We start from the raw sequence: 22,021 nt of genomic DNA on the forward strand, positions 1-22,021 counted from the left end.
GGCCTGCTCAGACCGTTTCGCCGGCATCCAGCCGTTTCAGCCAGACCTCGGCCTCATCCAGCACCGTCTTGCGCCGATCTTCATCCATGCGGTCCCACGTGCGGTACATGTTGCCCATGCGGCCGTTTTCCTCGAACCGGTCGCGGTGCCGGTCAAGGAAATGCCAGTACAGCAGGTTGAAAGGACAGGCGTTTTCGCCGGTCTTGTCCTTGACGCTGTACGCGCAGCCCTTGCAGTAGTCTGACATGCGGTCGATGTAGTTGCCCGACGACACATAGGGCTTCGAGCCGACCACGCCGCCATCCGCGAACTGGCTCATCCCGATGACATTGGCCGACATCACCCATTCAAAGGCGTCGATGTAGCTGGCCATGTACCACGCCTGAAGCTCTTGCGGGTCCAGCCCGGAAAGCAGGGCAAAGTTGCCCGTCACCATCAGCCGCTGGATGTGGTGGGCGTAGCCGTGTTCGCGCGTCTGGGAGACCGCCTGCGACACGCAGTTCATCCGTGTCTCGCCGCCCCAGAAAAACGCCGGCAGCGCCCTGTCGTGGCCCAGCGCGTTGCGTTGCGCGTACTCCGGCCCTTCGAGGAAATAGATGCCGCGGATGTATTCACGCCAGCCGATGATCTGACGGATGAAGCCTTCGGCCGCGTTGATCGGCACGTCGCCCGCCTTCCATGCGTCCTCAACCGCGCGGCAGACCTCCACGGGATCGAGCAGGCCGATATTGATGTAGGGCGACAGGATCGAATGATAGAGCCACGCCTGCCCTTCCATCATGGCATCCTGGTAATCCCCGAAACGGGGAAGGGCGTGCTTGACGAAGTGCGACAGTGCCCGGCGCGCCTGCCCCTGGTCGGTGGCATAGTGAAAGGGCCGCAGGTCGCCGAAGCGGTCGCCGAAACGGGCCTCGACCAGATCGAGCACCTCTTCGACGGTCTCGTCGGGCGTGAACTGCATCGGGCCCGACGCGTCCACCTCGTCGGGGGCGGGCTTGCGATTGTCGTGGTCGTAATTCCACTTGTCCCCGGCGGGGTCGTCGCCGTCCATCATCAGCCCCGTCTTGCGCCGCATGTCGCGATAGAAATACTCCATCCGCAGTGCCTTGCGGTCCTTTGCCCAGCTCTCGAACTCGGCATGGCTGGCGATAAACCGATCGTCGGAAAGGATGCGGGTCTTGATCGGCGCATGGCGCAGCTTGTCGATCAGCCGCCATTCGCCCGGTTCGGTCACGAGAACCTCCTCCGCCCCGGTTTCCTCTGCCCGGCGCAGCAATTCTCCGACGATGCTGCCCGCGTTTTCGGTGTCGTCCAACTGGGTGTAGCGGACGGTCCAGCCGTCCTTCTCGAGCGCCGCGCCGAACTTGCGCATCGCGGCGAAGATCAGGGCGATCTTCTTGGGGTGATGGTCGACGTAATCGGTCTCCTCCGCGACCTCGGCCATCACCACGATGTCCTCCGACTTGTCCGCCTCGCGCAAGGCGCTCAGGGTGTCGGACAACTGGTCGCCCAGCACGAGAACCAGCCGTTTCACCATGCCACCACCTTTCCCGCATAGTCGAAGAACCCGCCGCTGTCTTCGACCTTCAGTCCGTCCATGACAGCCAGCAGATTCCCTGCGGCCTCGTCGGGCGCCACCGCGGGATGGCGGCCCAGGTATTTCTCGGTAAAGGGCGTGGCCACCGTACCGGGGTGCAGGGCAACGCAGACCGCTTTCTTGTGCGTCCGGGCCAGTTCGATCGCGGCGGTATGGACAATCTGGTTCACCGCCGCCTTGGCGCTGCGATAGCTTATCCAGCCACCGATCCGGTTGTCTCCGATGGACCCGACCCGTGCGGACAGTACCGCCACGACGCTGCGGCTCTCACGCGGCAGAAGATCCTGCACATGCGCAAGGACCAGCGCCGGGCCGACCGCGTTCAGCGCGAACTGGTCCAGCATCGCCTTCTGCCGTATCGCGCGGATCGTCTTCTCCGGCTCCGCGCCGTCGATCTCCAGTGCACCGGTGGCGACGATCACCGCGTCGAAGGGACCGTCAAGCGCCCCGAGATGATCGGCCACCGAAGCCTCGTCGGTGATGTCGAATCCGTCGCGCGAACGCGACAACCCCGTCACCTCGACGTCGCGTTCGGCGCAGGCCCCTGCCAGCGCCGAGCCGATCCCGCCCGACGCACCGATGATCAAAACCCTTTTCATCCACGGCAAGCTAGCCGCGTTGCCCCCGCGCTTCAACGGCTTGGCCTGTCCAAACGACCGCGAAGGCAAGATTGCCCCCTTTCCATTTGAAAATCGGGGCGTATAAATGGCGGCATGACACACGCCGCCGAAATAAATTTCCTGCCGCGCCCCCGCGCGACGCTGCTGCGTGACAACCTGCTGCTGCTAATCCGCCTCTGAGCGTGCCATCCGGCGCGTCCGCTCAGAGGGTTGGTCACGCGCCACGGATTTACAGTAGAACAGAGAGAACCCGACATGACTACCAAGCCCCAGGACCGCGTCTTGATCTTCGACACCACCTTGCGTGATGGCGAACAGAGCCCCGGCGCAACAATGACCCACGCCGAAAAGCTGGAGATCGCCAGCCTCCTCGACGAAATGGGCGTCGACATCATCGAAGCCGGCTTTCCGATCGCCTCCGAAGGCGATTTCAAGGCGGTATCGGAGATTGCCCGCCAGTCCCAGAACGCCGTGATCTGCGGGCTGGCACGGGCGCAACTGCCCGACATCGACCGCTGCTGGGAGGCGGTGAAGCACGCCAAGCGGCCGCGCATCCATACCTTCATCGGCACGTCGCCCCTGCACCGGGCGATCCCGAACCTGACGATGGACGAGATGGCCGACCGGATCCACGAGACCGTCAGCCACGCCCGCAATCTGTGCGACAACGTCCAGTGGTCGCCCATGGATGCCACCCGGACGGAGTGGGACTACCTCAAACGGGTGGTCGAGATCGCGATCAAGGCGGGCGCCACCACGATCAACATTCCCGATACCGTCGGCTATACCGCGCCACGCGAAAGCGCCGACCTGATCCGGAGACTGATCGAGGACGTGCCCGGCGCGGACGAGATCGTCTTTGCCACCCATTGTCACAACGACCTCGGGATGGCCACGGCGAACAGCCTCGCGGCGGTCGAGGCCGGGGCGCGCCAGATCGAATGCACGATCAACGGGCTGGGCGAACGCGCCGGCAACACCGCGCTCGAAGAGGTGGTGATGGCCATGCGCGTGCGCAACGACATCATGCCCTACGAGACGCGGATCGATTCGACCAAGATCATGAACATCTCGCGCCGGGTCGCCGCCGTCAGCGGTTTCGCCGTGCAGTTCAACAAGGCGATCGTGGGCAAGAACGCCTTTGCGCACGAAAGCGGCATCCATCAGGACGGGATGCTCAAGAACGCCGAAACGTTCGAGATCATGCGCCCCGAGGACGTCGGCCTGGCCGCCACCAACCTGGTGATGGGCAAGCACTCTGGCCGGGCCGCGCTGCGCTCCAAGCTGGAGGATCTCGGCTACGAGTTGGGCGACAACCAGCTCAAGGACGTCTTCGTGCGGTTCAAGGAACTGGCCGACCGCAAGAAGGAAATCTACGAAGAAGACCTGATCGCGCTCATGCGCACCGCGACCGACCCCGAGGAGGACCGCATCGCGCTGGTTTCCATGCACGTGGTGTGCGGCACCGAGGGCCCGAACCAGGCGCGGATGACGCTCAACGTGGACGGCAAGGAACAGTCGACGGAACAGACCGGGGACGGTCCGGTCGACGCCGCGTTCAACTGCGTCAAGGCGCTGGTCCCGCACGAGGCGCGCCTGCAACTCTATCAGGTGCACGCTGTCACCGAAGGCACGGACGCGCAGGCGACCGTCTCCGTCCGGATGGAGGAGGAAGGCCGCATCGTCACCGGCCAGTCGGCGGATACGGACACGGTGGTCGCGTCCACCCGTGCCTATATCCATGCCCTGAACCGCCTGCTCGTCCGGCGCGAGAAAGGCGGCAGCGACAAGCGCGAAGTCAGCTACAAGGACGTGTCCTGACCGGCACGACAGGTCACGGCAGGCAGGCCCCCGGCATCACTCCGGGGGCCTTCTTCGTTCAGATGGCCGACAGGAAAAGCGCGGCGCGGTCCCGTGGCAGGTGCAGCCCCTGCATCAACGCCTCATCCAGGTCGGCACGGGTCGCCTCCCCTTGCGCCAGCAGCCGGCGGCATTCCGCGGCCAGCGCGTCATGCATCGCCTCGACCAGGGCCGCATCGTCGAGCTCGGACCGAGCCACCTTGGCAAACCACGCTTCCTCGAGGATCAGATCCTCGATCAGCGGGTCGATGACCGCGCCACCCCCGCCGGGATACCGGTAGAAGCCGACGCCCCCGCCCTTGCCCAGACGCCCTTCGGCCACCATGCGCGGCAGGATCGGAACGACGCGCTCGGGCCCGCGCGCCAGCACCTTGTCCAGCCCCAGCAGGTCCTGCGCCTCGCAGGGGCCCATCTCGTGGCCCCAGTCGGTCAGGGCCTCGTCCAGTTCCCAGGGGTTCGTGTGCCGAAACAGCAGGTCTTCGCCCCGTCGCCAGAACACGTCCTGCAAGCCTGCGGTCAGTGTTGCCCGGCTCATGCCACCGGGTCGATGAACTTGTACTTGGCGATGGTGCTGAGAAGGTCGTTCAGCGACGAACTGATCGTGCGGTTGGATGTGTTCACCTGCGCTTCCGCAAGGTCGTAGAGCGGGCTGCGCGTGGCCAGCAGCTCTTTCAGCTGGGCCATCGCGGCCGGGTTTCCCTGCATCGGACGCACGTCCCCTTGGGCACGTACCCGCTGCATGTGCTCCGGCGGGCTGGTACGCACCCAGATGGTGTGGAACCTCTCACGCAGCCTGTCATAGGTGTTCTGCTGCGCCACGAGGCCGCCTGCGACCGCCAGTATGACCCGGTCGTGGATCGATGAGATCCTGTCCAGCGCTTCGGCCTCCAGACGCCGGTAGCCGTCCTCGCCGTAAAAGGCCATGACCTCCGACAACGGCATGTCCACCGCGTTCTCGATGTCTTCATTCAGCTCGACAAAGGGGATCTTCAATGCCTCGCCCGCCAGCCGGCCCAACGTGGATTTGCCCGCACCGCGCAAGCCGATCAGGCAGATGCGGCCCGCGCGCATCAGCGCCGGGTCACGCGGGGCCAGCAGCGCACTGACCTCGTGCTGCACCTCGGGCGGCGCGCTGCGATATATGGCGGCAAAGCGCTGCGCATCGTGGTCCATGGGAATCTCGTCTGCCAGCAGCGCCTCGACCTTGAGATCCAGCGCCGCGGCAACGCGCGACAGCAACAGAATGGAGATGTTGCCCTCGCCGGACTCGAGCTGCGCGAGGTAGCGCGGCGACACGCCCGAGCGTTCCGACAGCACCCGGCGCGGAAGCGCCTTCTTCTTGCGGGCTGCCGACACACGCTCCGCCACCCGCGCGATCAGCGCGGCGCCGGGATCTGGGGATTGAAACGTATCAGGCATGGCATCCGACATCTTGATTTATTGCATTATTTCGCAAAAAACCGACCATTTCAATGCCGATTTGGCCAAATAATGCACTATTCCGCGCGAATGTGCGGTTCGATCATGGCACGGAAGTCCGCCGGCACGGGCTGGCTCTTGAACTTGTCGGCAATGGTAAAGACGCAGGTGAACCGCCCTTCGAAGCAAAGCGTGCCATCCTGCGATCCGTTGACCGCAAAGCTGATGGACTTTTCGCCCAGACGCGTCGGGAAGGTCTCGCACATCAGGGTGTGGCGCGGCGTGACGGGGCTGCGGAACTCCATTGCCATGCTCACGAAGGGCGTCCCGACGTTCCGGTCGATTTCCATCTGGAACCACCCGTCCCCGTCCAGATGCGCCTCCCACCAGGCATTGATGGCATCGAGCGCGAAATAGGGCAGACGTGCGGTGTAGGCGATGCGCGCGGGGTCGCAATCGCCCCAGGTGACGTTGACGGGATGAACGAACCGCTCAGGCATCAATAGGTTTCCACGTGATAGCGGCCATCTTCACGCATGGCGTCGCGCAGGGCCGTCCATTGCTGGCCAAGGCTCTCCGCGATTGACGTCATGGCCTTTTCCACGCCTTCCTCCATGCCGCGCAGGCCGCAGATGTAGATGTGGGTGCGGTCGTCCTGCAACAGATCGGCAACGGCCTCCTGCTCGGCGAGGATACGGTCCTGCACGTATTCCCTGTCCCGATCCGGCTGGCGCGAAAACACGAGGTGCTGCTTCAGCAGGCTTTCGGGCACCTTCTTGAGCGGCCCGAAATACGGCAGGCTGTCCGGCGTCCGCGCGCCGAAGAACATCGTCATTCCTCCCGTCGCGCCGCTGCGCTGCCGCTGCATGGTAAAGGCCCGCATCGGCGCCGATCCGGTGCCGGTGCAGATCAGCAGAAGGTGCGCGTCGGACGTCGACGGCATCAGGAAAGTCGCGCCGAAAGGCCCCGTCACTTCGACCTCGGCCCCCTGTTCGAGATCACACAGGTAATTCGACGCCAGCCCCTTTTCCTCGCGCTTCACGGTCAGCGAGATGTTGTGATAGCCGGCCCGTTCGCCATCGCGGGGAGAGGAAATCGAATACAGCCGGGGAAGGTGCGGCTTGCCCTCGGCGTCGGTGCCGGGCGGGATGATCCCGACCGACTGTCCCTCGAGCACCGGAAAGGGCAACGCGCCGGGGTCGAGGATGATGTGCCGCACATCGTGGGACGGATCCTTGGTAAGAGGATAGTTCCCCTGCACCTTCATCTTTGCGGGCTTGCCCAGGGTGTACATGTTGACCGTCGGCTTGCCCGCGCTCAGCGGAGCCTTGGCCTTGCCGCCCGCGCCCTTGTGCGCCTCTGCCAGCAAAGCCGCGACCGGGTCGGCGGGCGCCTCGTCATCCGTGGCGGGGGCGGCCTCGATATCCTCCTGTTCCGGCAGCTCGTCGAATTCGAACTGCTGTTCCAGAGTGTAGGGTGTCTGGACCACGCGCCACTCGTCGATGGAACCCGTGGGACAGACCGGGATGCAGTCCATGCAGAAATTGCAGATCTCCGGGTCCACCACGACGTTGTTGTCGTCATGGGTGATCGCGTTGATCGGGCAGGTCATCTCGCAGGTGTAGCAGCGGATGCAGATTTCCGGATCGATCAGGTGCTGTTTCACGGGGGCATTCATGGGCAAGCTCCGGTTGGCTGGGGACGGACGGCACATGCCCCGAACAGGCGCCCGGGGCATTCGACGGGGCGGGCAAGGCGCCCGCCCCCGTGGCTTACGCCATGTGCAGCTTGACGTACTCGAAGTCGCCCGGCTTGTTGTCGATCCCGACCTTGGGTGCCGCGATCCAGCTGGCGTACTTGCCCGGCTCGTAGCAGGGCACCATCAGCGACTGAATGAAGTCTCCGTCCGCCTTTGTCGGCAGCCATTCGTCGCGGCGCTTGTGCCACTCGTCGGCCGAGATGATGTTGCCGGCCGGGTCCACGGCGACGGTGCTGAACACGCCGATCTGCCGATGGAAGCCCTCGTGCGGCAGCTTCAGCTCGAACTCCACGCCGGCCTTCTGGATCTGCTTGTTCCAGCGGCCGACTCCACCGGCCGCGTCTCGCACATAATCGTCGCGCAGCCGCATGTTGATCGCGGTCAGGGCCGGCACGTCCTCGGTCACGATCTTGCCGTCCTTGATGGATGTCACGGGATAAGTATCGTCGGTCAGCTTGTGATCGTCGTCGATCCGCTGCTCCATGTAACGGCCCTTGATCCCCGCGTTGAAGGCATTGGCCGCGTTGGTCGACACTTCCTGCCCGAACAGGTCCAGCGACAGCGTGTAGTGCAGGTTCAGCTTCTTCTGGATCGTCGGCAGGTCGATCACGCCGAGCGCACGGATCTTGTTGATGTCGTAGGGGTCGGTGATGCCCGCCTTGTTCATCGCCTCCAGCGTCGCCTGGATGGTGCGGCCCACGCCGGTCTCGCCCACGAACATGTGGTGCGCTTCCTCGGTCAGCATGAAGCGGCAGGTACGCGACAGCGGGTCGAAGCCCGACTGCGCCAGCGATTCAAGCTGCATCTTGCCGTCCCGGTCGGTGAAGTACGTGAACATGAAGAACGACAGCCAGTCCGGCGTTTCCTCGTTGAACGCTCCCAGCATGCGCGGCGAATCGTCCGAGCCCGAGGACCGGACCAGCAGGTCGTCAGCCTCTTCCCGACCGTCGCGGCCAAAGTACTTCTGGAGCAGATAGACCATCGCCCAGAGGTGACGGCCTTCCTCCACGTTGACCTGAAACAGGTTGCGCATGTCGTAGAGCGACGGCGCTGTCAGCCCCAGGAACCGCTGCTGCTCGACCGAGCCCGGCTCGGTGTCGCCCTGGATCACGATCAGGCGCTTGAGCATGTTGCGGTACTCGCCCGGCACTTCCTGCCACGCAGGCTCGCCGTAGTGCTCGCCCATCGGAATCTTGCGGTCCTCGACGGCGGGTGCCAGCAGCACGCCCCAGCGATATTCCGGCATCTTGACGTAGTCGAACTTGGCCCAGCCTTTCGGGTCCACGGAAACGGCGGTGCGCAGGTAGACCATCGATTCCTGGAAATTCTGCGGAATCAGGTCATTCCACCAGTTGATGTAGCCCGGATGCCATTTCTCGAGCGCCTTGAGCACCTTCTTGTCCTGGCTCAGGCCGACGTTGTTCGGAATTTGCGTATCGTAGCTTACGTTGATCAGGTCTAGCATTGGTTTCCTCCTTCGGGGGCCAAAAATCCTTGAAGAGTCCGGGCCGGACTTCTTGAACGATCCGGGCCGTTACACACGTTCCATGTCGTATTCGCCGCGCTGGCCCGTGCCATAGCGTTGCAGCGCGCCTTCCTTGCCGACGGCGTTGGGCCGCTGGAAGATCCAGTTCTGCCATGCTGTCAGGCGGCCGAAGATGCGGGTTTCCATCGTTTCGGGACCGGCGAAGCGCAGGTTCGCCTCCATGCCCGTCATCGCGTCGGGGCTGAAGCTGGCGCGCTCTTCCATGAACAGGCGCACCTCGTCTTCCCAGTCGATGTCATCGTAGGCATAGGTCACCAGCCCCAGTTCCTCCGCATCGTCGGCTTCCAGCGCCTCGCCGATGGAGCTTTTCAGCTTCTCGACCTGCTCGGGCGCCCCGAGGAACCGGGTTTCCAGCCGGGACAGGTCATTGCTCATCGGGTAAATGCCGAAGTTGCCGTCGGACAGGGTGACCGTGGCCAGATGGCGGTTGTCTCCGTCGAACTCCTCCAGCATCATGTAGCTGCGATCAACGGCCCACAGCAGTTCCGCCAGCGGCCCGGCAAAGCACGAGCCGTGCTCGACGATGGCCACAAGGCTGCGCGAGGTCATGTCGATCCGCTTGAGGACGCGCTTCCAGTACTGCAGCACTTCGTTCGCCAGCCAGTGTTCCTTGTTGCCCAGCAGCAGGGCTTCGTGCGCTAGAACCTTTTCCGGGTCGCCCTGGGTCTGGAACTCGATCAGGCCAAGCTCCTTTTCGTTGTTGCGCAGGTGCAGGATCGCATCGTCCAGCTCGCGGGCACAGCGCAGCAGCCATGCCTCTGCCCCCTCCTGCACGAAGGCATCCATCTCGGCGGGGGCGTCCGCCTCCGGTCCCTTGATCGTGATGGTGGCGCGGCCGCCTTCGCGGTTCAGCGCGACCTCCACGGTGGAATAGGTCACCCCGTCCTGCGCGAAGCTGCGGCTGATCGGGGTCAGTTCGATCCCCTTTTCCACGTCCGCCTTGCCGGAGTCTGATGCGAGCGCGCGGGCCCGCTCCTCGACCGCCTCGTCGAACCGCGAATTCGGGAACACCTCGTCCACGAGCCGCCATTCGACGGCCCGCTTGCCCTTCACACCTTCCTCGATCGAACAGAAGACGTCGGCCAGATCCCGGCGCACCTTGCGCTTGTCGGTCACGCGGGTCAGCCCGCCCGTGCCCGGCAGGACCGCCAGCAACGGCACCTCGGGCAGCGCGACCGAAGACGTGCTGTCGTCGGTCAGCATGATGTGATTGCAGGCCAGCGCCAGTTCGTAACCGCCGCCCGCGCAGGCGCCCTTGACGGCGCAAATGTAGTTCTGACCACTGTCTGCCAGCGCCGCCTCGTAGGTATTGCGGGTCTCGTTGGTGAACTTGCAGAAGTTGACCTTGTGGCTGTGCGCGGCGCCGCCCAGCATGCGGATGTTGGCACCTGCGCAAAAGACCTTGTCCTTGCCGGACTTCATCACCACCACCTTCACCTCGGGGTGCTCGAACCGCATCCGCTGGACGACATCCGCCAGTTCGATGTCCACACCCAGGTCGTAGCTGTTCAGCTTCAGCTCGTACCCGTCGAACAGGCCGCCCTTCTCGTCCACGTCCATGACCAGATACGCCACGGGGCCATCGTACTGCACCTTCCAGTGGCGGTATTTCGACGGATCGGTCTGAAAGTCGATGATCTTGGTCATGGGAATTCCTTTCACAGCCAGCGAGGCACTTTGGTGTATTATAGTTCCGTTATTGACGGCGGGAAACACTCAAGACGGCCAAATTCGGCGTAGATGTTGCATTATATTACACTATTTTGCCGTTTGCAGCGCATTTCGGGTGTCCGCCACCCAGGCTTCGACCTCGGCCACCTGCAAGCCGAGAATCCTCTGATGGGCATCGCACCGCGCGAGGTGGCTGGTGACCATGTTGCACAGCCGCCAGGCCGCGCGCGGGCGCTGCATCATGATCTTCAGTCGCGCGTTGGCGAGCTGTATCAGCGCCTGCGTCATGTCGCGCTCCTGCGAGCCTTCGGGCGTCCGCATCCAGATCGCCTCCAGCACCTCATGGCATTCCCAGTAGTAGCCCGCATCGAAATAGGCCCGACCGGCCTCCCACGCGGCGGTCCTGTGAAGTTCCGCCACCGGCACGGTGCCGGTAACGCTCGCCTTGACCGGATCGAACAGGCCCTCCGGATGGCGGGGGGTTTCGCCGGGGATATATGCATGCGGCGGCAGGCCGATGCGCCCCGGCGTCTCAGGCAATGCGGACCTCTTCCCGCTCGAGCCGGTCGAGCCGGAGGCAGAATTCGACGATGGCCGCCTCCGTCTGCTCGGCGCATTCGAGGTGCGGCGCATGCCCGCAACCCTCGAGGATCAGCGTTTCGAGCGGGGAATAGATGCGCCGTTCGATCTCCTCGATCTGGGCGAGCGTGCCATAGGGGTCATCCCGTCCCTGGATCGCCAGCACCGGGATGCGCCAGTGGTCGATGCTGTCGGCCACGTTCCAGCTTTCGTACGCGGGATCGGTCCAGACATCGTGCCAGCCGTTGAAGGCGACATCGACGTTTTCGTGGTACTTGGCCAGCCGCGCGCGCAGGTCGCCGTCGCGATAGGCCTCGCCCGCCGCACGGATTGCCGCAAGGCCCTCGGGTTCGGTGAAGAAATGCGGCGCGATCAGCACCAGCCCCCGCACCCGCATATCCGACACGGATCCGGCGTAGATCGCCGCGATCGTCGCCCCGTCCGAGTGGCCCAACAGGACCGCCTGTTCGATACCCGCCGCATCCAGCAGGGGGCCCAGCACATCGGTCGCCTCCCGCGTCTGGTAGTCGAGCGGTTGCGGCAGGCTGACCGGGTCGGACGCACCGTAGCCCGCACGCGCATAGGCCAGCACGCCGAAGCCGGTCGCCGCCGCGAGCTTCGCAGGCAGGTCGCGCCACTGCGCGATGGACCCGAGCCCCTCGTGCAGCATCACCAGCGTGGGCGCGGTGTCTGGCGCCGGCCCCCAGCAGGCATACTCCAACCCCTGCCCCGCAACGGTCAGCCTGCCGCCCGGCGTCTCTTTCCATTCAATCGACATCAGCAGCCCTCTCTCAACTTGAATCTCTGGATTTTCCCCGTCGCGGTCTTGGGCAGCTCGTCGACCACCTCGATCCAGCGCGGATACTTCCATTTCCCGATCTTGTCCTTGACGTGGTTCTTCAGGGTGTCGCGGATGCTCTCGGCGCTCTGCCCGGCCTGAAGCACGACGAAGGCCTGCGGCTTTTCCAGCCCGTCCTCGTCGCGCCGGGAGACCACCGCGGCCTCCAGCACCGCCGGGTGACTGACAAGGGCGCCCTCCACCTCGAACGGCGACAGCCAGATGCCCGAGACCTTGAACATGTCGTCGGTCCGGCCGCAGTAGACCAGCCTGCCGTCGTCGCGCTTCTCGTACTTGTCGCCGGTGCGGGTCCAGATGCCCTCGAAGGTGCTGCGCGACTTGTCCCTCTGGTTCCAGTAGCAGTTCGCGGCAGAGGCGCCGTTCACCAGCAATTCCCCGATGCCGCCCGGCCCCACTTCTTCGCCGTCCTCGTCCACCAGCCGCAGCGCATAGCCCGGCACCGCGCGCCCCGACGTGCCGTAGACGACATCGCCCGGCGCGTTCGACAAGAAGATGTGCAGCATCTCGGTCGATCCGACCCCGTCGAGGATGCTCACGCCGGTATGCGTCTCCCAGCGTTTCCCGACTTCCTCGGGCAAGGCCTCGCCGGCCGAGATGCAGACACGAAGCGGCGCATCGGGCGCGCCATCACTGTTCATCTGCGCCACCATCGCGGCGTAGAGCGTCGGCACGCCGCAGAAGATCGTGGGCTTGTGCGTCGCGATCGTCTCGATCATGCCCGGCGGCGTGGGCCGGCCGGTGAAAAGGATCACGCTCGCCCCGACGGACAGCGGGAACGTCATGGCGTTGCCCAGCCCGTAGGCAAAGAAGAACTTGGCGGCCGACAGCACCACGTCCTCCTCGCGGATGCCAAGCACCTCGGCCCCGTAGGTGTCCGCGGTGGCGCGCAAGGCGGAATGAACATGGGCGACCCCCTTGGGCTGCCCGGTCGACCCTGACGAGTAGAGCCAGAAGGCCACCTCGTCACTGCTGACCGGCATCGTGTCCTGCTCAGGCGCGCCGGCCACGAACTCGGAAAATTCGGTGGTGCCTTCGGGCGCATCGCCGATCACCACCACCTGCCGCAGGTACGGATTGTCACGCACGGCAGGGGCCACGACCTCCCACAGCGGTGCCGAAACGAACAGGATCGCCGCGCGGGAATCGCGCAGGATCACGTCGTACACGGAGGTCGCCAGCAAGGTGTTCAGCGGCACGGGAATGACACCCGCCTTCAGCGCGCCCCAGAAAATCTGCGGGAATTCGATCTGGTCGAGAACCAGCACCGCGGCCCGTTCCTCGGGCCGGATCCCTGCGCGTGTGAGCGCCCCGGCCAGACGGGCCGCGCCCTTGGCCATATCGGCATAACTCAACTTCCGCCCGGTTTCGGCCTCGGTATAGACGGTCTTGGCCCCCCGTCCCTCGGCGATATGGCGGTCGACGAAATAGGTCGCGGCATTCGCATGTGTTGAAAGCATCTGTTCCTCCCGAAGTCACGGCATCGTGCACTTAAGTGCCGCAATCGCAAGTCCGGCGCGGAAATGCTGCACTTTATTGCAGCAATGACGGCGCGTGCCAGCCTATGCCAGCAGGAACAGCGTGATGCTCGGGAAAGCGACCAGCAGGATAACCCGGACGATGTCAGAGCCGACAAAGAACATCACGGCCTTGTAGGTTTCCTTCATCGGGGTATCGCGATCCATCGTGTTGATGATGAACAGGTTCATCCCCACCGGCGGCGTGATCAGACCGACCTCGACCACGATCAACACAAGGATGCCGAACCAGATCGCGACGTGCTCCGCGCTCATCCCGAAATCCATGGCCGAGATCACCGGAAAGAAGATCGGCACCGTGAGCAGGATCATCGACAGGCTGTCCATGAGGCAACCGAAGATCAGGTAGAACAAAAGGATGATGCTGAGCACCAGAAGCGGGCTGAGCCCCTGATTCACGACCCAGTCCGCCATGAACTGCGGCACACCCGACAGCGCCAGGAAACCGTTGTAGAACCCCGCCCCCAGCACGATGAAGAAGATCATCGCGGTGGTCTTTGCCGTGCCCAGCAGACTGTCCCGCAGGACCGCCCAGTTCAGGCTTCCCGACAGCAGCGCGACCAGCCCCGTGCCGGCGGCGCCGATGGCGGACCCTTCGGTCGGGGTGAACCACCCCAGGTAGATCCCGCCCACGACGATGAAGAAGATCACCAGGACCGGCCATGTGTCCGCCAGCGCGCGGAACCGGTCAGCCATCGGAACAGCGGGGCGCGTCCCCGCCGCCTTGGGGTTCAGCCGCACGTAGATGGAAATGGTGATGACATAGCCGACCGCCGCGAGCAGGCCCGGGATGAAAGCCGCCAGGAACAGCTTCGCGATGTTCTGCTCCGTCAGGATCGCATAGATCACGAGGATCACCGACGGCGGGATCAGGATGCCGAGTGTCCCGCCGGCCGCCAGCGTGGCCGTCGAAAACCCGCCGGAATAGCCGTAGCGGCGCAATTCGGGCAGCGCGACCTTGGACATCGTCGCCGCTGTCGCAAGGGACGATCCGCAGATCGCGCCGAACCCGGCGCAGGCACCGACCGCCGCCATGGCGACGCCGCCCCGCCTGTGGCCGAGAAAGGATTCCGCCGCCTTGAACAACGCGCTCGACATGCCCGACAGGGTGGCGAACTGCCCCATCAGCAGGAACATGGGGATGATCGACAGGGAATAGCTCGAGAACGTCGTGTAGGTTTCGGACTTCAGCTTGGCCAACAGCGGTGTGGGGTTGCCGCCCATGAAGAAATACCATCCGCCGAAGCCGCACAGCATCATCGCAAGCCCGATGGGCGCGCGCAGGAAAACCATGAGCAACAGGACCGGGAAGGACCAGAAACCGAGTTCGAGGCCGCTCATCTCAATGCCCCCCCATCTCGCGTGCCATCAGGTCACGCCCGCGCACCGCCTCGATCAACCGCATGATCGCGCACCAGACGCCGACGATGCAGGCGACGACACCGGCGGCAAAGCTGCAGGCGTAGGCCCACCAGACCGGGAATTGCAGGAATAGCGTGGTTTCCCCGTTGCCGTAATACCGCTCCAGCCCGCCGAACAGGCGCCAGATGAGCAGGATGATGACCGCGGTCAGGATGACTTCCCAGAAGGCACTGATCCACCGGTTGATCCGGTCCGGCAAACCCGAGGTAAAGATATCCACCGTCGCATGCGCGCCGTGCAGCTGGCAGATCGGCAGGAACGAGAATATGGCGAACGCCACGCCCGCTTCCAGCAATTCGTAGCTGCCGTTGATCTCGCCCACTCCAAGGTCGAGCACGAACTGCGAGAACCCCGTCAGCGTGGTGTCGAAGAAATCGGCATGCATGAACTTGTTGAGCGAGCGGCCGATGATCGAAAGGGTCGTCAGCACGATCAGCGCGAGCAGGACGAACCCGCCCAGGATGGCGGTGGCATGGGCCAGAACGTGGACAAGGCGACGCATCCGGGAAACCTTTTGGAAAAATAGTGCAAAAAGCCGACCCGCAGCTTTCGGGCTGCGGGTCGGCCGATCGCGTCAGACATTACTGCTGGTAGGCGTCCATCAGCGACTTGGCCTCGTCGATCAGAGCCTGGCCGTCGATGCCCTTCGTTTCCATATCGGCGACCCACTCCTCGTAGATCGGCTGCGCAGCCTCACGCCATGCGGCCGTTTCCTCGGCATTCAGGGTCACGATGTTGTTGCCAAGATCGACGGCGATCTGCCGGGCGGGACCGTCCGCATCGGCCTGCGTGCCGCCGGCGAAGATCGAGAATTCGAGACCGGAGTTGTCGTCGATCACCTTCTTCAGGTCATCCGGCAGGCTTTCGTACCGATCCTTGTTCATCGCCAGAACGAAGGTCAGAACGTAGAGAGCGCCGTCGAACTCGGTGTGGTTGTCGACCAGTTCCGCCACCTTGAGCGCGGATGTGACTTCCCACGGAATCGTGGTGCCGTCGATCACGCCCTTGGACAGGCCCTCGGGAATCGCGGGAACCGGCATGCCGACCGGTGTCGCACCGGTGACTTCCAGCAGGCGGTTCACGAGACGCGAGCCGCCGCGCACCTTCATGCCTTCCATGTCGGCAGGCGTGCGGACTTCCTTGTTCGCATGGATCAGGCCCGGCCCGTGCACCCAGGTGCCCAGGATGTGGACATCCTTGAACTCGGTATCCTTCATGTGCTTCTCGAACATCTGCCAGTAGGCGGAGGATGCCGCCCGCGCGTCGTCGACCATGAACGGCAGTTCGAACACCTCGGTCGAGGGGAACCGGCCCGGCGTGTAGCCGACGACGGTCCAGACAACGTCGGCCACGCCGTCGATGGCCTGGTCCATCAGTTCGGGCGGGGTGCCGCCCAGCTGCATCGACGGGTAACGTTCGACCTTGATGCGGCCGCCGCTGTCTTCTTCGACGTTGTCGGCCCAGACGTCCAGAACCAGCTTGGGCACGTTGGCCTGCGCCGGTAGAAACTGGTGCAGGCGCAGGGTCACATCCTGCGCCATCGCGGTGGTGGCTGTCAGCGCGGTTGCCAGGGCGGCGCCAGCGGCTCCCAGCAAGGTTCTGCGAAACATCATCTTGGTCTTCTCCCTATCATGATTCCCGACCTCGCCGTTGTCGCCGGACGATGGCCTTTCGTGAATGCCAGAAGATCAGACATTACCAGTTCACCGGCGTCAACAAGGGTTTGGGGCAAGCCGCGCAATTCACCAAAATAGCCGGAACCAGCCCTCATTTCGGCACTATAGTTCCAGTTCGCGCCCGTGAGGGGCGCGCCGCATCGGCGGCACGGGAACTTCCGTGATGGGGGGCGGATGGTGGCGTTAGGTGGACTTGAACCACCGACCTAACGATTATGAGTCGTTCGCTCTAACCAACTGAGCTATAACGCCATGAGCGCGTGGACTATGCCAGCCTACCGCGCCCGTCAAGCACAAATCGGCGATCTTTTGTCTCTTGGCCATCTCCTGCGCCCGGTCCTTTGCGGCTGCATGCAAATGCCCCGCCCCTGCCCCATTCCGGCCCGATCCGTCCGCTAGCACGTGCCGGACGATACCACAGGCAGGGCACAGCAGATGCCGACAGACATGACACCGGATTACGCGTCCACCGCGCACCTCGACCTCGCGCCGCCCCGTGCCGCGACCGACCTGCGCCACTGGCTCCGCGGGCCGGAATGGTTCCTGTGTCTCCTGATCCTCGCGACCGGCGGCCTCTCCTTCGCGCTCTCGCTGGCCTTCGGACAGCCGGTGGCATGGGACGCCTTCCTGATCAGCTTCGCGCCAAGTGCGGGCCTCATCCTGCTGGGCGCCTACGTCCGCGCCTGCAAGGACATGCCCCGCGCCGGGATCTGCGCCATCGCCACCGGCATATACATCGGTTTCTCCGGCGTCGTGACGATCCTCATCTACCTGCGGTTCCCGATCGCCACCCCGCTGCTGGACGAGACCCTGATGGCGCTCGACGCGCGGCTGTTCGGCTACGACTGGGAAAGGTTCACCGCCGCCATCGCGGCCTTCCCGGCGCTTGGCCGCGCCATCGGGTGGGTCTACGGCAGCTCGCTCATGCAGCTTTTCGCGGTGATCTTCATCCTTGGATACCTCGGGCGCGCGACCGCCCTGTATCGCGTGCTGATCACCGGCACGCTCTCGTTGCTGCTGGCGGTGGCGTTCTGGTGGGCCTGGCCCAGCCTCGGCCCCTCGGCCTACGTCACGCTGCCTGCGGATACCGAACAGGCGCTTGGCCTGATCCACGGACAGGAAGCGGGGGCCCGGCTGCGCGACATGGCGCAGAACGGCAACGCGGAAATCACCCCCGCAATCATCATGGGCACCATCGCCTTTCCGTCCTATCACACGGTGATGGCCTGCCTCGTGGTGTTCTTCGTCGCTGGCACCGTGATCTTCTGGCCGATGCTGCTGCTCAACCTCGCGATGCTGCCGGCGATCCTGTCCCACGGCGGCCACCATTTCAGCGACCTGCTGGGCGGGCTCGTGGCATTCGGCCTCGCCTACGGGATGGCCCGGCTGCTGGTTCGGCGATAATCCGCCGGATTGTCACGGCCCGATGCCACATATCCGGCCGTGGTTGAAACAATCGCCACCATTGTCTCGTTACTACCCTGATCGAAACGGGAAACCACAGGGAAACATGACATGAACAAGATCAAACTGACACTGGCCGCGTCGGCCATGGCGCTTGGCGCTACCGCCGCATTTGCACAGGACAACCCGATGGTGGGCGGCGCGGAGATGTTCGCCGACCGCAACATCGTCGAGAACGCGGTGAACTCCGCGGACCACACGACGCTGGTTTCGGCCGTGCAGGCCGCAGGCCTTGCCGAAACCTTGTCGGGCCCCGGCCCCTTCACCGTATTCGCCCCCACTAACGAAGGTTTCGACCGGTTGGAGGACGGCGCAGTCACGCAGCTGCTGGAACCCGCCAACCGCGATCAACTGACCCAGACGCTGACCTGCCACGTTGTCGACGGTGCCGTCACGGCCGAAGCGCTGACAGGCATGATCGAGGCCGACGGCGGCCAGCACGCGATCCCGACGCTGGGCGGCTGCACGCTGACCGCATCCATCGCGGATGATGGGCGTGTCCTGATCACCGACGAAAACGACAACGGCGCTTTCGTCACCATCCCCGACGTGAACCAGTCGAACGGAATCATTCACGTCATCGACGGCGTGATGCTGCCCAAGCAGTAACCCCCCGAACGACACAGGCTGCCGACCCCCCGCGGACCCCCGCGGGGGTTTTTCTCTGGCATCGCGCCTCCCGCTTGACGTGCAGCCTGCGCTGCCTCAGCATGGTGCCATGACACCCGGAAAGGCATACTTGGATACCGACACCATCCGTGCGCTGGCCGCGCGTACGGATGCCATGGGGGTATGGCTGGTCGCCCACTGCTGGGGGGTGATCGCGGGTTCCGTCGCGCTCTTCGCTGTCTGGCCAAACCCGCTGACCGCGCTTCTTGCGATCGTCCTGATCGGTTCGCGCCAGCTGGGACTCGCCATCCTGATGCACGAAGCGGCCCACAATGCGCTGTTCAAGACCCGGTGGCTCAACGAATTCGCGGGCGAATGGCTTTGCGGCAGGCCCATCCTCGCCGAGCTTGGCAGCTACCGGCATTATCACCTTACCCATCACCGCTACACCCAGACGGACAAGGATCCCGATCTGGTTCTGTCTTCCAAGTTTCCGACAACGCGCGACAGCCTCAGACGGAAATTCATCCGTGACTTGACGGGCCAGACCGGCCTGCGGCAACTGGTCGGGCAGATCGTGATGTCCTTTCGTCTGGCCGGAGACGACGATGCCATCGAGGCCGCCAATCAGGACGCGGCACAGGCGTTCAAGGCGCGCGACCTGTGGAAGTCGCTGCCCGTCTTCATCGGCGTCGCCCTGGCGATGAGCCTTGCCGGCGAATGGTGGTACGGCCTCCTGTTCTGGCTGCTGCCCTACCTCACCTGGTTCCAGTTGGTTCTGCGCATCCGCAACATTGCCGAACACGGGGCCACCGAACAGTCCGACAACCCCCTGCAGAACGTCCGCACGACCCACGCAGGGCCCGTCGCGCGTGCGCTCGTCGCGCCCTACTGGGTCAACTACCACCTCGAACACCACATGGTCATGCATGTTCCCTGCTGGCGTCTGCCCCGTATGCACAAGGCCCTGCGCGACGCAGGCATCGGTGACCGGATGCGCGTCTCTCCCAATTATGGCCACGCCCTCGCCGAAGCGGGCTGGTAGAGGGCTGCCGGCACGCACCGGCAGGTGACCGCGCCATAAGCGGGCGCTTATGCGGCCCCGGATAAACCCCGGGCCAATGGCCCCGATGCCGTTTCCTTCCCAGATTGCCGACCAGCGGCCCGCAAGGGGGCGCCTCACGCCACCTGATCCCGGTGGCCTTCAAAAGGAACGGACACATGCGCAAATTCGCACTCATCACCCTCATCGCCCTCGCCTCACCGGCTCTTGCCGAGGACGTCTCGATGGACAGCAAGCTCGGCAACACCATGGAGGAAGTGCAGGCGTCGCTTGCCGCCATGGGCTACGAAGTCCGCAAGGCCGAAATGGAAGACGGCAAGATCGAGGTCTACTTCGTGCGCGACGGAAAAATGGGCGAGGTCTATGTCAGCCCCGAAACCGGCGCGGTCACCAAGCTCGAACTCAAGGGCTGATCCGGTGGTGGCTTCCACACATCCGACCCACGGGCGCAAGGGCGCCCGTGAGGTTTCGGTCTGGGATCCGCTTGTCAGGCTGATCCACTGGGGCCTCGCCCTGGCGATCCTCGTCAACGGCGCGCTGGCGGACGGCGAAAGCCGCACCCACGCTTTGATCGGCTACATCGCCCTCAGCCTTCTGGCGATGCGCATGCTCTGGGCGCTGATCGGCCCGCCGAACGCCCGTTTCTCCGCTTTTCCGCCCAGCCCGCTGCGCGCCCTTCGCCATGCCCGGGCGATGTTCGGCGGTGACCGGCGCGTGCACCTGTCGCACAACCCGATCGGCGCCCTGATGGTCTACAACCTCTGGCTCAGCGTGCTTGCCATCGGGGTCACCGGCTACATGATGACGACCCTCGCCTACTTTGGCGTCGACTGGGTGGAAAAGGCACATGAAACGATATTCGACTGGCTGCTGATCTCGGTGGCCCTGCACGTGGCCGGCGTGGCCTTCGACACCTGGCACTCCGGTATCAATCTGGTGAAAGCGATGGTAAACGGGCGCAAGACGATCCCCGAAGGAAAAGACATCGCATGAAAAGGGCGCGCAAGTCGCCATGGAACGGAGAGAGGCGCGCGACGGTGCTTGCGGGCCTCATCCTGCTTCAGGCCCTCTGTGCGCTGTTCTTCATCGGCGACGCGATCGAGGATTTCCGGGAGGACGGCCAGTTCGACAATCCGCACCTGATGATCGAGGCAGCCGCGGCGCTGGCGCTGGTCGCCGGGGTCGTCTTCCTCATGGTCGAACTGCGCGGCCTGCTGTCGCGCATGTCCGACATGCAGATCGGGCTGGATATCGCGCATGGCCACCTCACCGACGTCATCGAAGCCTTTTTCGAGGCGTGGGCCCTGACCCCGGCCGAACGGGACGTGGCGATCATGATCCTCAAGGGGCTGGACAACGAGAACATCGCACGGGTCCGCAACACCGCTTCCGGCACCGTCCGCGCGCAGGCGGCGAGCATCTATGCCAAGTCACGCACCGACGGACGCGCCCAGTTCATCAGCCTTTTCGTCGAGGAACTCATGGCCGCGGGCGACACCGCCGCTGACCGGAACCCGCGCGGCGCGGCCTGAACCGGACGCCTAGTGCGCCGGGGCGGTCACGGCGTCGAGCAGGGTACGCCCGCCGTCGATCACCATGACTTCGCCGGTCATGAAGGCCGAGCTGTCCGCCGCGAGAAACTGCACCGCCTCGCACAGCTCGTTCGGAGAGGCGATGCGCCCCAGCGGCGTATTGCTGCGGATGTCGTCCCGCCATTCGCGGTTCTCTGCCAGCGCCGACCGCAACGAGGCGCTCATGACGCTACCGAACGAGATCGCGTTCACCCTGATCCGGTGTTCCGCCAGCGACAGCGCCATGGACCGGGTCATCTGCTGCACGGCAGAGGCCGCGATGGCATAGGCCATCAACTCGGGCCGGGTCTGCTTGCACGCGGTGGAGCTGAGGTTGATGATCGACCCCACCTGCCCCTTCGCCTCCGGGTCGGCCTGCTTGATCATCCGCCGCGCCACCGCCTGCGTCAGGCGCAGCGCGGTCATCAGGTTCTGCTCCAGCAGCGTATCGACGGATGAATCCTCCACGTCCAGCGCATCGGTGGTCATGACCTGCCGCGATGCGTTGACGAGGATATCCACCTGGTCGAAGGCGTCGATGGTGGCGGAAATCAGGTTGGCGATCGTCAGCCGCTGGCGCAGGTCGCCCGCGAACACGCGGATGTTGCCATCTTCCCGTTCGCTGCCCAGTTCTTCCATCAGCTTCTTCTCGTCCGCATCGGCGCACATCACGTTCGCGCCGGCATCCGCCAGATGGCGGGCGATGGACAGCCCGATGCCGTTGGCGGCACCGGTGACGATAGCGGTCTTGCCGGTAATCGAAAAAGACAT

22 protein-coding genes and 1 tRNA gene are annotated in these 22,021 nt (G+C 64.4%); 7 read left to right on the plus strand and 16 right to left on the minus strand.

Features of this window, described 5'->3' with window-relative positions; all coding sequences use genetic code 11:
• Positions 1 to 7: 7 nt before the first annotated feature.
• Positions 8 to 1,537 carry a cryptochrome/photolyase family protein gene (locus BOO69_RS15610; protein ID WP_071973010.1) on the minus strand — a complete coding sequence of 510 codons (1,530 nt, stop codon included), beginning with the start codon at positions 1,535 to 1,537 and terminating at the stop codon, positions 8 to 10.
• Positions 1,531 to 2,196, minus strand: a complete 666-nt coding sequence (locus BOO69_RS15615) for an SDR family NAD(P)-dependent oxidoreductase (protein WP_071973011.1) — start codon at positions 2,194 to 2,196, stop codon at positions 1,531 to 1,533. Before BOO69_RS15615 ends, BOO69_RS15610 begins: the two co-directional genes overlap by 7 nt.
• A gap of 276 nt (positions 2,197 to 2,472) precedes the next feature.
• On the opposite strand from BOO69_RS15615, the gene BOO69_RS15620 reads away from it, so the two are divergent.
• Entirely contained in the window at positions 2,473 to 4,038 is a 1,566-nt protein-coding gene (locus BOO69_RS15620; protein WP_071973012.1) for a 2-isopropylmalate synthase, read from the plus strand.
• Between the two features lie 58 nt (positions 4,039 to 4,096).
• Here the strand turns inward: BOO69_RS15620 and BOO69_RS15625 are convergent, their stop codons facing one another.
• The 13 genes from BOO69_RS15625 to BOO69_RS15685 form a co-directional block, all read right to left on the minus strand.
• On the minus strand, positions 4,097 to 4,612 hold the full coding sequence (locus BOO69_RS15625; protein WP_071973013.1) for a 3-hydroxyacyl-CoA dehydrogenase family protein: 516 nt from the start codon (positions 4,610 to 4,612) through the stop codon (positions 4,097 to 4,099).
• On the minus strand, positions 4,609 to 5,496 hold the full coding sequence (locus tag BOO69_RS15630; protein WP_071973863.1) for a helix-turn-helix transcriptional regulator: 888 nt from the start codon (positions 5,494 to 5,496) through the stop codon (positions 4,609 to 4,611). The genes BOO69_RS15625 and BOO69_RS15630 overlap by 4 nt, the downstream gene beginning before the upstream one ends.
• Positions 5,497 to 5,573: 77 nt before the next feature.
• A complete protein-coding gene (locus BOO69_RS15635) occupies positions 5,574 to 5,996 on the minus strand; it encodes an acyl-CoA thioesterase (protein ID WP_071973014.1) in 423 nt (140 codons plus the stop codon).
• Positions 5,996 to 7,174, minus strand: coding sequence for a benzoyl-CoA 2,3-epoxidase subunit BoxA (gene boxA, locus BOO69_RS15640; RefSeq protein ID WP_071973015.1), 1,179 nt, complete (start codon positions 7,172 to 7,174; stop codon positions 5,996 to 5,998). The genes BOO69_RS15635 and boxA overlap by 1 nt, the downstream gene beginning before the upstream one ends.
• A 94-nt stretch (positions 7,175 to 7,268) precedes the next feature.
• Positions 7,269 to 8,720 (minus strand): benzoyl-CoA 2,3-epoxidase subunit BoxB, encoded by a 1,452-nt coding sequence (gene boxB, locus BOO69_RS15645; protein WP_071973016.1) that lies wholly within the window; start codon positions 8,718 to 8,720, stop codon positions 7,269 to 7,271.
• A 69-nt stretch (positions 8,721 to 8,789) separates the two neighbouring features.
• Positions 8,790 to 10,448: a 2,3-epoxybenzoyl-CoA dihydrolase gene (gene boxC, locus BOO69_RS15650; RefSeq protein WP_071973017.1), complete on the minus strand. Its 1,659-nt coding sequence runs from the start codon at positions 10,446 to 10,448 to the stop codon at positions 8,790 to 8,792.
• A 111-nt stretch (positions 10,449 to 10,559) separates the two neighbouring features.
• Positions 10,560 to 11,012 (minus strand): DUF309 domain-containing protein, encoded by a 453-nt coding sequence (locus BOO69_RS15655; protein WP_237267497.1) that lies wholly within the window; start codon positions 11,010 to 11,012, stop codon positions 10,560 to 10,562.
• A complete protein-coding gene (locus BOO69_RS15660; RefSeq protein WP_071973018.1) occupies positions 11,005 to 11,829 on the minus strand; it encodes an alpha/beta fold hydrolase in 825 nt (274 codons plus the stop codon). The genes BOO69_RS15655 and BOO69_RS15660 overlap by 8 nt, the downstream gene beginning before the upstream one ends.
• A complete protein-coding gene (locus tag BOO69_RS15665; RefSeq protein WP_071973019.1) occupies positions 11,829 to 13,367 on the minus strand; it encodes a benzoate-CoA ligase family protein in 1,539 nt (512 codons plus the stop codon). Before BOO69_RS15665 ends, BOO69_RS15660 begins: the two co-directional genes overlap by 1 nt.
• A gap of 102 nt (positions 13,368 to 13,469) precedes the next feature.
• Complete coding sequence (locus BOO69_RS15670; protein ID WP_071973020.1) at positions 13,470 to 14,786, minus strand: TRAP transporter large permease; 1,317 nt, start codon at positions 14,784 to 14,786, stop codon at positions 13,470 to 13,472.
• A 1-nt stretch (position 14,787) separates the two neighbouring features.
• Positions 14,788 to 15,369 carry a TRAP transporter small permease gene (locus BOO69_RS15675; RefSeq protein ID WP_071973021.1) on the minus strand — a complete coding sequence of 194 codons (582 nt, stop codon included), beginning with the start codon at positions 15,367 to 15,369 and terminating at the stop codon, positions 14,788 to 14,790.
• A gap of 79 nt (positions 15,370 to 15,448) precedes the next feature.
• Complete coding sequence (locus BOO69_RS15680) at positions 15,449 to 16,480, minus strand: TRAP transporter substrate-binding protein (RefSeq protein ID WP_071973022.1); 1,032 nt, start codon at positions 16,478 to 16,480, stop codon at positions 15,449 to 15,451.
• A 238-nt stretch (positions 16,481 to 16,718) separates the two neighbouring features.
• A tRNA-Met gene (locus tag BOO69_RS15685) sits at positions 16,719 to 16,795 on the minus strand.
• A gap of 183 nt (positions 16,796 to 16,978) precedes the next feature.
• On the opposite strand from BOO69_RS15685, the gene BOO69_RS15690 reads away from it, so the two are divergent.
• The 6 genes from BOO69_RS15690 to BOO69_RS15715 all read left to right on the plus strand — a co-directional run bounded on the left by BOO69_RS15690 (position 16,979) and on the right by BOO69_RS15715 (position 21,211).
• Positions 16,979 to 17,947 carry a phosphatase PAP2 family protein gene (locus tag BOO69_RS15690; protein WP_071973023.1) on the plus strand — a complete coding sequence of 323 codons (969 nt, stop codon included), beginning with the start codon at positions 16,979 to 16,981 and terminating at the stop codon, positions 17,945 to 17,947.
• A gap of 111 nt (positions 17,948 to 18,058) precedes the next feature.
• Entirely contained in the window at positions 18,059 to 18,616 is a 558-nt protein-coding gene (locus tag BOO69_RS15695; protein ID WP_071973024.1) for a fasciclin domain-containing protein, read from the plus strand.
• A gap of 109 nt (positions 18,617 to 18,725) precedes the next feature.
• Positions 18,726 to 19,661 carry a fatty acid desaturase family protein gene (locus tag BOO69_RS15700; protein WP_071973025.1) on the plus strand — a complete coding sequence of 312 codons (936 nt, stop codon included), beginning with the start codon at positions 18,726 to 18,728 and terminating at the stop codon, positions 19,659 to 19,661.
• Positions 19,662 to 19,837: 176 nt separating this feature from the next.
• The gene (locus BOO69_RS15705; protein ID WP_071973026.1) at positions 19,838 to 20,092 is read left to right on the plus strand and encodes a PepSY domain-containing protein; all 255 of its coding nucleotides are present in this window, start codon (positions 19,838 to 19,840) and stop codon (positions 20,090 to 20,092) included.
• Positions 20,093 to 20,096: 4 nt separating this feature from the next.
• Complete coding sequence (locus BOO69_RS15710) at positions 20,097 to 20,672, plus strand: cytochrome b/b6 domain-containing protein (RefSeq protein WP_237267499.1); 576 nt, start codon at positions 20,097 to 20,099, stop codon at positions 20,670 to 20,672.
• Positions 20,669 to 21,211 (plus strand): helix-turn-helix transcriptional regulator, encoded by a 543-nt coding sequence (locus tag BOO69_RS15715; RefSeq protein WP_071973027.1) that lies wholly within the window; start codon positions 20,669 to 20,671, stop codon positions 21,209 to 21,211. The genes BOO69_RS15710 and BOO69_RS15715 overlap by 4 nt, the downstream gene beginning before the upstream one ends.
• A 9-nt stretch (positions 21,212 to 21,220) precedes the next feature.
• Here the strand turns inward: BOO69_RS15715 and BOO69_RS15720 are convergent, their stop codons facing one another.
• Positions 21,221 to 22,021, minus strand: a complete 801-nt coding sequence (locus tag BOO69_RS15720; protein ID WP_071973028.1) for an SDR family NAD(P)-dependent oxidoreductase — start codon at positions 22,019 to 22,021, stop codon at positions 21,221 to 21,223.

Origin of the sequence: Sulfitobacter alexandrii (assembly GCF_001886735.1) — a bacterium.
GTDB lineage: Bacteria > Pseudomonadota > Alphaproteobacteria > Rhodobacterales > Rhodobacteraceae > Sulfitobacter > Sulfitobacter alexandrii.